Here is a 13,397-nt window from a genome sequence, read left to right as displayed (position 1 = left end):
ATGTTAAGCAATCTGTATAAATTTCTTCCCATAACAGCGGCGGTCTTCCTGTTATTTCTTTCCTGCAGCAAGCGGTCTTTCGATGCTCCCAGGCCGTCCTATGTGACTACACCGGTATCCAATTCTTCGGTCCGGCTGATTTGCCTGGGACCTACCGACGGCTATGACCTCACCATCAACGAGAAAAAACTGACCAACTATATTTTCTATTTCTTGCCTTCAGGTAGCCCTGATCCGATTTTTTCGACACCTACGCCCTGGTTTACGGCCAATGGCAAACTCTCCGGTAAGTTTGCCATTCCGGATTCTTTTTTTGTGAATAACAAAACGCATGTACGGATCGGCCTTTCCGGGAATTTTCGTCCAGATCCCAACGGAGAGTTTAAAGATAGTTTGTACGCTGTGTTGGATACGGTGCTGGAGAATAGAGCTTCCGATCTGTTTGTCGGCTTTAACAGATCTTTCATCGTAAAGAGAGATATCATTCCCCCGGGTGATCCTGTCAAATGTAAGATCCGGCTGGTCAACCTGAACTACACCGGGTCCGGTTCGACCTATCCTATGAATCTGACCTTTGCTGATGGAAAGGCGGTGAGTCCGGTAACAAGCCATATCCCTTTCAATGGCGGAAGAAGCTCATATATTGAAATTCCCTACGGAACATATGGATTTCATGTTTACGACGATATCGGGGTTCCCGTAGAAGAAAGCTTCCAGGCCGCGGGTGATATGAATTCCTACAATAACACAGTAGATGTGGCAGATCCTTCTCTCAGGACTGTGCCGTACACCCAACTACATACGCTGCAGCCGGGCGGGATCTATACGGTACTGATAAATCCTATGACCGGTCGTTTCCAGGTGATGACCGAAAACAGCCCGGTAAATAACAGTTATGGGCATATACAGTTCGTGAATGCAGTGGCTGGTTTTTCTCCCGTAAATTTTCTGGTCGACGGACAAGAAATGGAATCGCTGGCTTTTGGGGAACATAGCGATTACCAGGCATTTTACAGGGGACCGCACATACTGAGCCTGGTTCATGGCGGGAAGACCCTTGTGCAGAAGGCGGTGAAACTTGATCCGGGTGATGCGTTGACGATGTGGGCTTTTCATAACGACACGACATACGACTTGCTTTATACCAATACGGATATGAGCATCGGCGTGAATTTTAATAACCCCAATAATCTGAGCAGAACGCTCACGCTGCCCAATTCGATTCAGATCCGGTTTTTAAATCTCTGTCCCGAAGTGCCTTATGCCACCTTTGCGAATGGAGGTCAGTTAATACCTCCGACGATATCGTTTTTTGCCAACACGGTCATCTCGGCGCCCAAATCTTCGCAGATGCTGCCTTTTGCCCGGATAGTGCCGGACTCCCCCTATACGCGGATCATGAATGATGGGGCGATCCCGACCATGCTGGAAGTATACCGGGCGGACGACACGTTGGAGCCCCTGCCCGGTATGCGGGTTTCCGAAGTGCCCACGCTCATGTACCCGTTCGTAGCGAACCCCGAAATGTACCAGGGGCAGCTGCCTCCCGGAGAGCCTGGAATATATACGGTTGCTCTTATCGGCAGGCTGACTATCGATACCTCCGCGTCAGAAAAACCCAGGCTAATCCTGATAAAACATAATAAATAAGGTTATGCTTCGAATAAAAATATTTCCGAATTTCTTTCTTTTCGTCCTCGGGATCCTGGGTCTGTGTTGTCTCGGGAGCTGTAAAAAATATGCGAGACCCGGTTCGATACCTGCCGCAGCCTATATCCGGGTATTTGACGGGATCAATACCCCGGCCATTTACCAGCCGGGAGATACGCTGAACCAGCTGGCGCCTTTCCCAAGAGTATGCTTTTTATTCGACCCGGTCTTTGATGCTAGCGGCAACCCCATGGATGCGTCGATCCTCGGCGATTTTCTTGGACCGATGCCCGACTACTTTCTGCCGCAGCAGGTGCGGCCAGGGCAGAAGGCGACGGGAGCGTTTGAGAACAGCTACAATGAGGACTATCCCGGAGTTGGGACGGTGCTTACGGCGCCGGTGACAAAAGGTCTCGATCTTTCCCGGTGGGCGCAGGTTCCTTCCGGGAGGCACCGGGTGGTATTTGTTTTCCGGGACGCTACGGAGACACCTTTTCCGAAACTGCTTTTGCCTTACCGGAGGCCCGTGATCGTGGACACGGTTTTAGACTTCAACGTGGCTACTTTTTATAGTTTGGAGGTATTGAATAAGGATGCCGATAAGCCTTTAACCTGGGGACTGGTGGTGCGGCGGGAATTATTTCCCTATGCTTCTTTTTCACAAGACAAGATCTATCTCAACCTGCTTAATTCTTCCTCGGATACGAGCATTTTGCCGGAGACGGTGGATGCCTATTACTGCAAATACTTTGACAGCGCGGTAGCTGGCGCAGCCGGCAGCCATGTGCTTACGCCTGAAGTCTTCATGACTACCATACATAAGCGATTTGCCACGGATGTCGCCGCTGATGCCCCGTATTATGCGATTGATGGCATTCCCCGCGACTCATTTGTATATGCCGGCGGGGATTACCGGCCGCAGATGAAGCGGCCCACCATTATCATCAGGTTATACAGGGTAGGGGAGAATGAGGCAGGGAATGCCCAGCCATTGTTCGCCTTTACGGCAGGTGATGTTTATTATGCGCCGACTCTTGCGGGGACAGCCTTTAACGGGCATGTGGAGGGGCGCCTCATAGGTCCGATGGAGCAGACCGTTACGCAAAATAACCGTTCCAATCCTTACCCGATGGTGAATACGCTTGAGCTCAAGGTCACAAAGGACAAAAAGATCCAGGCGTCGCTGATAACTGTTGAATACCTGCTTAAAGTTTCAGAAACTAACTAATAAGATAATCATGATGAAAATACTCAGACGATGGGCGTACCTGCTGATTCCTGCGCTGGTAGTAGTGAATGCCTGCCATAAGAGCGCGGTCACGCCGGTTTTACCTTCCTATAAAACCCTTGATCGTGTCGTTGCGGGACAGCAGGGGCTGGCCACCTTTTATTCGGCGTTGCAGAAAACCGGGATGGATAAGATCCTTTCGGATACGGGAATCCTGTATACGATATTTGCCCCAGCCGATTCAGCCTTTTTAGCAGCCGGGCTTACGGCGGACAGTGTCAGCAGGATAGACGCCGGTCAGTTGTCGCGTCTGCTGCGTTATCATATTGCTGTTGGTAATTATCCGGCAGGCAGGTTTAAAGGGGGATACCTTCTGCCGCTGGGAATGTCCGATTCCCTGTATGCATATATTGTCTTTTTCATGGGCATTACGATCAATGGCGCCTTTCTGGATAGCGTGGATATTCCTGCCAGGAACGGGCAGGTACATGTTATCGACAGGGTGTTGAACATACCCGACAGGAGCCTGCTGCAGGCCATTAATGATGACCCGGATCTAAGCTATCTCAGTGCGGCTTTCAGGATACTGGGATGGGACGAGGATTTCTTTTACCGGGTGAATGGGGGGACCTTCCTCGCACCGACAAATGCGGCTTTTATTGCAAAGGGATATGCGGATACCGCTCGGTTCCCCTATATAACGGAAATGCTTTCCCAGTCGTTAGGCAGCAATTTTATATATGGTCAGCGATTTTTTCCGATGCAGGACTTGTATGGCGGAACATTCACTGGTCCGTCATTAAAAGTGACAGGCAAAAAAGGCGCATTCAGGGTGGAGCTGGTCGATATCGCGGGATCGGCCGGGTTTATCAGCCAGAACCTGCTTTGTTTGAACGGTGTATTACATAAGATCGATAAAGTATTAGGAAAATAACGGGATATAGCACATGAATAAAATAATAGTATTTGCAGCGACCAATCTGATCCTGTTCATGGTATTTTCATCCAGGCTGACGGCGCAGGAGACAGGCGGCGGGCTGGAGGGACGGATCGTCGACTCCGCGGGATTGCCGCTGTCCGGGGTTACTGTGATGGCGGGTCATCTGCCAACGGGCAGTCACTATCAGGTGGTTACGGATAGGGATGGCCGCTATCAGCTGACCAATCTGCGTATCGGCGGTCCGTACGTAATGGATATAAGTTATACGGGAAAGCTCCCACAGCGCAAAGAGGATATTACCGTCAGCCTGGGAAGGAGCCTGCGCATTGATTTTGTAATGGCGGAAAAGGCGGCGGTTTTGAAGGATGTGATCATAACGGGCCGACGCGCGGCCTCTAAAGATGCGTATGGCGCCGGGACAAATATCAGTTCCTCGCGGATCAGCAGCATGCCTACCGCCTCCAGGAGTATCCAGGACATGACGCGTATGGTGCCGCAGGGCAGCAAAGACAATTCCTTTGGGGGCGCCAATTTCAGGTATAATAATGTAACGATCGACGGAGCGATCAACAATGACGCCATCGGTTTTAGCCCTTCGCTTGGCGGTATCACGGGCAGTTCGGGAATGCCGGGCTCCAGTACCCGGAGCAATCCGATCTCCATTGATGCGATAGAAGATATCCAGGTCTATCTTTCGCCCTATGATGTCAAGATCGGGAATTTTACCGGCGGCAGCATTAATGCGGTCACCCGCTCGGGCAGCAATGACGTTACGGGATCGGTATATGTGACGGCGAGGAATTCTTCGCTGACAGGGCCGGATCATGCCGGGGATGGAAGCAAGATGCCTTCTGGTTTTCATGAAACGCAAACGGGATTCCGGGTTGGGTTGCCCATCGTAAAAAATAAGCTGTTCTTTTTTACCAATGAAGAGATCACCCGGCGTCAGGACGTGATCCTGCTCGGTGCAGGATCAAAAGGATCGTCTGCAGTGATCAGCGGGGACTCGGCCCGGATGATCGTGGACTATCTGCGGAATAATTATGGTTTCAATGCAGGCAGATATGGCAACTATCTTATTTATTCTAACTCGGATAAATTTTTTAACAGGCTTGACTGGAATATCAATTCCGTTCATCAACTGGCGATCCGGAACAATTTCGTATCCTCCGAATCCACGAACCTGGAAAGGGATCAACAGAATTTTCGTTTTTCCAGCATCGATTATGTACAAAAGAACCGCCAGCAATCAACCGTTGCAGAGCTGAAGAGCAGATGGCCCGGGGGATTATCCAATGTCTTTATGTTTGGGTATACCAGCGTGCATGACAGCCGCACGCCGACGAGCGCTGCGGCTTTTCCGCAGGTACAGATCGCGGGAAACACGCCGGGCACGACTATTTTCCTGGGGACGGATCGGGAAGCTTCCATTTTCGACATGCGGCAGAAGACAGTGGAGATCACAAATAACCTTAGCTGGCATAAGGGCAGAAATAATTTCCTGTTCGGCACGCACAATGAACTGTATTCCATTCAATATGGGTTCGTCAATTCCTGGAATGGCCGGGTAGATTATCTCAGTATTCATGATCTGCTGAACAATCAGCCATCAAGGGTGCGGGGAAACTATAACTATACCAATAATGACAGGAACTATATACTGATGCATCCATCCGCGCGGTTTGCAGTGAATATGTACAGCGTCTATCTACAGGATGAAATTAGGATAAATGAGCGGCTAAAAGTGAATTTAGGTATTCGGGCAGATATGACGATAGCGCCGAAAAAGCAGGTGCTTAGCGACAAAACAAAAAATGCTTTGCCGGATCCTTATTTCGGATCTACCTATACCTATACCCCGCTGAACCAGGTACAAAATGATTTTTTCGGGTGGAAGGAAATGCAGCCGAGTCCCCGTGTCGGCGTGAACTGGGATATTCGGGGAGATCAATCGTTAGTGTTAAGGGGCGGATCGGGGCTTTTCACCGGCAGGATCCCATTAGCCTGGATGGGATATTCCTATTATAACAATGGGGATAGTTACGGCGCTTATGATCAGCGGGTGATCAATAAACCATTTACTCCCGGTACGGATCCGTTGTTGTCGACTAAGAACGGCATCGCCTCTTTTGCCCAGGCCAATGGTCAGGCGGTATCTGATAAATATGCGGGTGCGACGCAGGTAGATGTCATTGATAATAATTTTAAGATGCCGCAGGTTTGGCGCAGCAGTGTCGCGCTGGATCGTAAGACAGCGAATGGATGGTCCTTCACCGCGGAGATCATTTATACCAAAACAGTGTACGATGTGAAATTCCAGCAGGTCAACGTTAAGGATAATCCGCAATATTTTGCGTATGATACAATCCGGCGGCAACAGCCGGTATTTGGTTCGGGTAATGCCGATCCTGCTTTTACCAACGCTTATGAGCTTAGCAATACAAGCCAGGGATATCGTTATAGCGCTACAGTTCAGACCGCCAAAAATTTTTCCAATGGTTTCAACGGTTCGGTGGCTTATACCTATGGGCAGTCTAAAGATATTACGAACGGGATTCGCAATTCAATGGAGTCCAACTGGCAGCTGAACCAGGCGCTAAACCCGAACAAACCCGGGCTTGCGTGGTCTAATTTTGATATCCGTCACCGTTTTGTCGGTAATATCGGGTATCATACCGGTACCAGGCACTGGGGCACCTTGGTTTCACTTTTCATAAGCGCTCAATCGGGAAGTCCTTTTACTTATGGATTCGTTAATACATCGATCCAGGGAACCCCGCAACAGGTTAGCCTGGCCTATATTCCCAAAGCAGGAGAGAGCGTTCTTTTCTTTCAGGATATCTACGCTCCGGGCAGTGAGCAGGTGACCGTCACGGCCAGTCAGCAGGCGGATGCCTTTGACAGGTATATTGATCAGAATACCTATCTGCGGGGCCGAAGGGCCAACTGGACGGAAAGGAATGCTGGCCGGACGCCCTGGAATGTTCAGGCCGATCTGCGGATCGTGCAGGATCTGCATTTCCTGTTGCATGGCAGAAGGCAGACCTTGTCTTTTACTTATGATATCATCAATCTAACGAACCTCCTCTGCAGTAAATGGGGATGGGTATATTTCTCTCCGAATACTTTCAATTCGACGGCCAGTGTCGGGCTTACGCAGGTGCTGGACGCCAATCAAAAACCACTATTGATCAACGGCGGTTACCCTGCCTATACATTCAGTGATCCGGGGCGTCCCTATTCGGTGGATTTCTTTAACTCCCGCTGGCAGATGCAGGTGGGGCTTCGATACAGTTTCTTCTAAATCATTCATAAAAGATACGATAATGACTAAAACTAATTTTTTCGGTTGGCTAATCTGGTTTTCCCTGCTATTATCGAGTATGGAAGGGCTGAAGGCCCAGATCTGGAAACGCATTGGGGATGATTCGACGGCCTTTTCGCTCATGCCAGGATACAGAGGCATCAACCTGATAATGGATACAACTGGTGTTCCTTATTTATTTTACAGCGACGCTACCGCCAGCGGCGCATCTTCGGCGAGGAGATATAATGGAAGTTCCTGGGTGCAATTAGGAACGCCCGGATTCTCTAATCCCAGTTCCGGCCAGGCTGCGGAGGCGCTGGTGGCGGGCAAGGTATTCATGGGAATAACTGCCAGCGGCGGTAATGTTCCACTGGTATATAGTTATAATGGTACTGACTGGTCGCAGGTGGGGAGCCCGGTGGCCCAGGGTGTGGCCAGTTACCAATCCCCTGGATTGGCGCTGGATGGGTCAGGGACACCATATTATGCCGTCTATAATGGTAACACGACTAGTCCGTCCGTCTTTAAGTTTGACGGTACGAATTGGGTGGAGCTCGGTGCGGGTGAATTAGGGGACGGACAGGGGGGGCAGTTCGTAGAGTTAGCCTTTGATCATAATAATACACCTTATATTCTGTATGACGATTTCAATAGCAACCCCGATCAGGGATATTTTCTTTTCGTTGCGAAATATAATGGAACGCATTGGGTAAAGCTTGGTACTACGGCACTGTATTCTACCAACAGCATCCATGCCCTGGCATTCGACAGTAAGAACACGCCGATCGTCCTTTGCAGTACTGGGATTATTTCTAATGGTGCGAACGCTAAGCTGGTCAAGTTATCGGGTACTGACTGGGTGGATGCCAGTAGTCCCATATTCCCGACGGGCGGCGTACCGGGCGGGACATCGGGCGGGGCAGCGACGGCCGGAGGGTACAGCAAGACCGAGCTGTATCTGGCGATCGGGGAGGCTGATATGCCTGTCATCGCCTATCTGCAAGATATATATTTGCCTTCCCTGCTGGATCCCAATAGTTCCGCGACAGGGGCAGCGAAGATCCTGGTGAATAAGTATGATGGGATCCAATGGGTCAGTGTGAGCGACACGGCCGTTTTTACTCCTCATAACTTAGATGGTAATGGCAATCCGGAACAGCCGGATAATACGGCGATGGGGTTTGCGGCGAATGCCAGGGGCGATATATATGTGTCCTATTCGCTGAACCATGTGATGCATATTTACAAGCTGGCACCTGCACTGCCGGCTGCAACTATCAGTTTTGCCGACGTCAAGATGACTTATGGCGATGCGGATCTTGCGCCTGGGGCGACCAGTACGAACACTGACGCGGCCATTCCAATTACTTATGCTATTGCGGACACGGCCATTGCCAAAGTGTTGAACGGGAAGATACATATCAAAAAGGCGGGCAGCACTACGATAACAGCATCCCAGGCAGGGAACACCAATTATGGTGCAGCCACACCGGTGGTGGTGAACCTGGTGATCAACAAGGCGGCGCAGACGATCAGTTTCCCCACCCTGGCGGACAAGGCTCTGGCGGATCCGGATTACAGCCCTGGGGCTACGGCCAGTTCGGGATTGACAGTAAGCTATATCAGCAGCGATCCTTCCATTGCGACACCCGTCAATGGGAAGATACATCTCACTGGAGGTGGTACAGTCACCATTACCGCCCAACAGACGGGTGATGTCAATTATCTTCCGGCAACGGATGTTTCTCATCCGTTAACCGTCGTTGCCATCGTTACCGGCCAGATCGTGTGGAGCGATATCGTCAAAAATTACGGAGATGCGGATTTCGATCCGGGCGCCACCAGCAATAATCCGCAAAAGATGGACTTTGTTATTGCGGATGTGACGGTAGCGGAGATCCTGGCAGGGCGTATACATATTCTGAAGGCAGGGCATACGACCATATCGGTATCCCAGCCGGCCGATGCTTCACACACGGCGACCAGCGCTACGATCAACCTGGATGTATACCCGGTGCAGCAAGTCATTCAATTTCCGGCAATTCCGCTGAAGACAGCTCTTGACGGGGATTTTCCGGGTGGGGCCGTCAGTGGCTACGGAATGCCATTTACAGCCAGCGGACTTACGGTTTCGTATTTGAGCAGCGACCCTACGGTCGCAGTGATCAACGACGGGATCATCCATATCCTGAAGTCCGGCACAACCATTATTACTGCTCAGCAAGGCGGCAGCGAGGACTTTTTGGCAGCGCCGGCTGTATCCAATACGCTGTTCGTCGTAAAAGATACTCAATCGATCGTTTTTCCGGCGATGAATGCAAGGATGTTAGGAGATACGGATTTCAATCCAGGTGCGACCGCCAGCTCGGGCCTGTTGATCACGTATACGATCAGCGATCCGGCAATAGCAAGTATCGTCAATGGACAGTTGCATTTAAAACATACGGGCGTGGTGCAAATTACTGCCAGTCAGCCGGGTAATGAAAAGTATCAGCAGGCGGATGATGTCTACCAGGTATTGACCATCAATCCCGGTCCTGACAAGCCTTTCCCGTCGGGGGATAGCCTGGTGGCCTATTGCAGTAGCGCCACCACCTTACAGGTGAATGTATATGCGTCAACCGACCAGCGGGCCAATCTGCAGGTATTCGATCTGTATGGACACCAGCTGTTCAATAAGGAAGTTTCCTTGTCGGGACAAGCGACGAATCAATTCATCATTCCGGTCGGCAATGCGGCGTCGGGCATTTATACCGTGCGTGTGGCAGGACAGAATATCCGGGTGACGCAAAAAGTGAAGATTAATAAGTAGAATGAACCAGTAATGCCTGAATTAACATAATTAAAATAAAATTATTTATATGAAAGCCCAATTTTTTTCCCGGATTTTTTTGTTAAGGGTTTATCAACTGGTAAGCTGCCTGTTGCTGTCAAACCTTCTCCGGGCGCAACAAACCACGTCGCCGATTAATGTCGTCACTACCGCCGTCCCTTTTTTAAGAATATCCCCCGATGCGCGTGCGGGCGGAATGGGGGAAACAGGAATAGCGAGCTCCCCCGATGCCGCCAGCATTTTTTATAATCTGGCCAAGACTCCCTTCGCTGACCGCAAAAATGCCGTTGGCATTACTTATACGCCCTGGATGCGGGATGTCGCAGATGGAGTATACCTTCTTACGGCCGCCGGCTATCACCAGTTCGGGAAGGGTCAGGCGGTTTCAGCCTCTCTCAGGTATTTCAATATCGGGGACCTTCCCATTATGGATTATAACGGTAATCATCTTTCGACGGCCAGTCCTCGTGAATGGGCATTTGACCTGGGATATGCACGAAAGCTCTCGGAAAAATTAAGCTTGGCGCTCACCCTTCGATATATCTATTCAAACCTGGCCAGCGGCAACATGAGCGGTACGAATTACAAGGCCGGTTCGGCCGTTGCCTCCGATATCTCTTTATTTTACCATGGCGTCGATCAGCGGGGCGAGGGGTGGACATTCGGAGCTGCCTTGTCCAATCTCGGGTCCAGGATTAGTTATACCGATGCAACCGATAAGAAGGATTTTATCCCCGCCAGTCTGGGTATTGGCGCTGGTTATTCAGTGGTACTCAATGAAGAAAACAAACTGAGTCTGACGGCGGATATCCGTAAATTGATGGTGCCGTCGGCGCCTGGTGATTCGGCCGGCATTGCTGCCTATTATAAAAAAGGGGTCGTTCAAAGCTGGTCGGATTCTTTTAAAGACAATACCTATCAGTATAGTGTGGGAGGAGAATATGCCTACAATCACCTTTTGTTTATCAGGGCCGGTTATTTTTTTGAAGATCAGGTGCAGGGAGAACGGAAAGGGTTTACCTGCGGGTTCGGCCTTACTTATAATTTGATGGGCTTCAACTTTTCTTATCTAGCCCCTTCCGGTTCAGGGACAGGAAGAAATCCTCTTTCCAATACCGTACGCATGGGACTTAATCTGGGTTTCTAAGGGTGGAGAAACCAAAAGGCTCTGTTTTCTTTTAAATGGGAATATTTTTCACTTCTGAAAAAGGAAGAAGCATTTTAGACTATCTAAATAACTGAAAATCAAATAATTAAGATTATATAATTCAGGTGATTGCTGTATTGCGGGTTGTATTATTAATTGTCTGATAGATCGAGTTGGTCATTTTTCCATGTTCCTTTGTATGAAGAACTGCCCACGACCAATCCCAGGTGGTTGACTGCTTTATTGGGTATTTCATCCATTAATTTTTTGAAATTATCTATGCCGCTAACTTCCCCATTGTCATCAATACCTATGAGAATCTTTCCTCCCTGCGCGTTGGCAAAACCGCATATCCATTTAAGGTATTCATCTCTCCAGGATTGTTTGTATTCTATTTTGTTGTTCTGGCATCGTTATTTGTTTTGATTTTAGATCACCTCGTTACTCTTTTTATAAAAACACTTTAGTCATGAAATAGTACTAGTCGAATGAAGAATTTATTTTAACTAAGCCATTTTTTCCCTGAACCGGAATCTGCAGCTGTTAAACATGGTACTTCATAAAATCACAATCCCCCAAAATATACCATATCTATGGCATTGTTCGCGCATGATTAAGAAGTTAGGTTTGCGGTATAAAAAAACTTAAGATCATGAAAAAGCATTTGATGTATACCGCAATCACCCTCCTTGCGGCCTTGTCTTTCACCGCCTGCAAAAAGAATAATACAACCCCAGCCAACGACGAAACATTGTTTAAGAACACAAACTGGACGGGGGAATTTAATTATGCCGGCAAAGGACCCGAGCCGGTGAGTATAGAGTTTCTCGAAGGCGGCCAACTGGTCTGGCGTGAACTATTGGCCGATCATACGGGCAGCTGGAAGGTTACTGGCAATCAGGTTGCAATAGGCCTCGATGGCTCGCCTTCCTTTAAAGGGGATATATCAGGCAATAGTTTGACTAATATCCAAAGCTCCGATATGAGTGGCAGGAGCTTGAAAAGTGCGGCCTTGAATACGGACCCGATCCCAGATTTGAACGGTACTGTATGGGGGGCGGCAAATGTTTCCTTGAAATTCAAACCAGGATCAGTGGTAGACCTGATATTCGGTCCCCCATCGGATATGCCGACCTATACTGATCTGCCCTATTTACGTACCGGAAGAGCCATACATTTTGCGCCCATCCCCGGTTATAACTGGTTTACCGTCATCGCAAGCCCCTCCACAATGAAGGGTACCAATCATGCCCCCAACGATCCTACGGTATATGGCTTTCAGGTGGCGAAGCAATAAGAAGCCATTTTCTCAAACCGGGCAGGTACACAATAGTGACCTTCCCGGTTTTCTTCTTTACTCCTGATATTCCCCGGTTACCATTATCTTTATGAAAATAAAGGAATTAACCAAACCTCCGCCTTGTATAAGTTTACCCTATTTATAGTTACGATTGTCCTTGCTTTTGTCGGCCAACGGGCGTTAGGCCAACGTGTAACCGGGCAGGTAGAAGTCAAGGGAACCGTATATGACCGCTCGCAACTTTTTGCTATGCCTGGGGTAAGTGTTTTGGGATCTTCGGGTGCAGGCACGATAACAGATTCTACTGGACATTACCAGATACGGCTTTCTTCCGGTGACTCCATTTATTTCTCCTATTTGGGTAAATACACCGATAAAATTCCTTTAAGCAGGATCGTACCGGGTTATCCCTTGGATATGAGCCTGGCGGTAAACGTGGACAGTTTGCCGTTGGTGGTGGTGAGACCCAAAATTTATCGTTATGACTCATTGGCCAATCGGGACGAGTATCGCAGGGTATTCGATTATCAGCCCGAATATATTACTGGTGGCAACGGAGGGGTAGGGTTTAACCTGGATATGTTATTCAGCGGCCGGAAAAACCGGCAGATGTTATCTTTACAGCGGCGATTGGAAGAAGAAGAGCGGGACAAATATGTAGATCACCGGTTTAACCGGACCCTTGTAAAAAAAATAACGGGGCTGCAACAACCCGCCCTCGATACCTTTATGCGTGCCTATCGCCCCAGTTATGAGTTTATACTCAACTGCGAGAATGACTACGAGTTTTATAAATACATCAGGGATTGCGGCCTGTACTTTTCGAAACTGCAGAAGGAGGAACAATAACAATTTTTTTTAAAAAAATTTGCAAAAACTATAATTTCCCAAAATTTAACTATAGTTTTGCAGCGCAATTCCTTATTGATAATCTTTAAATCTCAAGGAATCATGACCAGACACATCTCCATATCGCCCATTTATCTCGCTGC

The 13,397-nt window shown here is 49.0% G+C and carries 9 protein-coding genes; 8 read left to right on the top strand and 1 reads right to left on the bottom strand.

Annotated features, from left to right (window positions below):
- Genes ACX0G9_RS04365 through porV form a run of 6 tightly spaced genes read left to right on the top strand, consistent with a single transcriptional unit; the run spans position 1 to position 11,105 of the window.
- A complete protein-coding gene (locus ACX0G9_RS04365) occupies positions 1-1,650 on the top strand; it encodes a DUF4397 domain-containing protein (protein WP_459063629.1) in 1,650 nt (549 codons plus the stop codon).
- A gap of 4 nt (positions 1,651-1,654) precedes the next feature.
- Positions 1,655-2,878 (top strand): hypothetical protein, encoded by a 1,224-nt coding sequence (locus ACX0G9_RS04360; RefSeq protein WP_459063628.1) that lies wholly within the window; start codon positions 1,655-1,657, stop codon positions 2,876-2,878.
- Positions 2,879-2,888: 10 nt separating this feature from the next.
- Positions 2,889-3,812, top strand: coding sequence for a fasciclin domain-containing protein (locus ACX0G9_RS04355; RefSeq protein WP_459063627.1), 924 nt, complete (start codon positions 2,889-2,891; stop codon positions 3,810-3,812).
- 13 nt (positions 3,813-3,825) lie between these two features.
- Positions 3,826-7,122 (top strand): TonB-dependent receptor, encoded by a 3,297-nt coding sequence (locus ACX0G9_RS04350; protein WP_459063626.1) that lies wholly within the window; start codon positions 3,826-3,828, stop codon positions 7,120-7,122.
- 22 nt (positions 7,123-7,144) lie between these two features.
- Complete coding sequence (locus tag ACX0G9_RS04345; protein WP_459063625.1) at positions 7,145-9,937, top strand: hypothetical protein; 2,793 nt, start codon at positions 7,145-7,147, stop codon at positions 9,935-9,937.
- 49 nt (positions 9,938-9,986) lie between these two features.
- Complete coding sequence (gene porV / locus ACX0G9_RS04340) at positions 9,987-11,105, top strand: type IX secretion system outer membrane channel protein PorV (RefSeq protein WP_459063624.1); 1,119 nt, start codon at positions 9,987-9,989, stop codon at positions 11,103-11,105.
- A 152-nt stretch (positions 11,106-11,257) separates the two neighbouring features.
- On the opposite strand, the gene ACX0G9_RS04335 is transcribed toward porV, so the two are convergent.
- Entirely contained in the window at positions 11,258-11,500 is a 243-nt protein-coding gene (locus ACX0G9_RS04335; protein WP_459063685.1) for an AlbA family DNA-binding domain-containing protein, read from the bottom strand.
- Between the two features lie 257 nt (positions 11,501-11,757).
- On the opposite strand from ACX0G9_RS04335, the gene ACX0G9_RS04330 reads away from it, so the two are divergent.
- Complete coding sequence (locus ACX0G9_RS04330; RefSeq protein WP_459063623.1) at positions 11,758-12,402, top strand: hypothetical protein; 645 nt, start codon at positions 11,758-11,760, stop codon at positions 12,400-12,402.
- A gap of 123 nt (positions 12,403-12,525) precedes the next feature.
- Positions 12,526-13,254 carry a peptidase associated/transthyretin-like domain-containing protein gene (locus tag ACX0G9_RS04325; RefSeq protein WP_459063622.1) on the top strand — a complete coding sequence of 243 codons (729 nt, stop codon included), beginning with the start codon at positions 12,526-12,528 and terminating at the stop codon, positions 13,252-13,254.
- Positions 13,255-13,397 lie beyond the last annotated feature (143 nt).

This window comes from Flavitalea flava, from assembly GCF_054461575.1.
This window is presented reverse-complemented; position numbering and strand designations above follow the sequence as displayed.

What these genes read in the sequence shown, in the direction of transcription:
- ACX0G9_RS04330 (WP_459063623.1), top strand. Translation starts at nt 11,758, where the DNA reads ATGAAAAAGCATTTGATGTATACCGCAATCACCCTCCTTGCGGCCTTG.
- ACX0G9_RS04355 (WP_459063627.1), top strand. Translation starts at nt 2,889, where the DNA reads ATGATGAAAATACTCAGACGATGGGCGTACCTGCTGATTCCTGCGCTG.
- ACX0G9_RS04360 (WP_459063628.1), top strand. Translation starts at nt 1,655, where the DNA reads ATGCTTCGAATAAAAATATTTCCGAATTTCTTTCTTTTCGTCCTCGGG.
- ACX0G9_RS04365 (WP_459063629.1), top strand. Translation starts at nt 1, where the DNA reads ATGTTAAGCAATCTGTATAAATTTCTTCCCATAACAGCGGCGGTCTTC.
- ACX0G9_RS04350 (WP_459063626.1), top strand. Translation starts at nt 3,826, where the DNA reads ATGAATAAAATAATAGTATTTGCAGCGACCAATCTGATCCTGTTCATG.
- porV (WP_459063624.1), top strand. Translation starts at nt 9,987, where the DNA reads ATGAAAGCCCAATTTTTTTCCCGGATTTTTTTGTTAAGGGTTTATCAA.
- ACX0G9_RS04345 (WP_459063625.1), top strand. Translation starts at nt 7,145, where the DNA reads ATGACTAAAACTAATTTTTTCGGTTGGCTAATCTGGTTTTCCCTGCTA.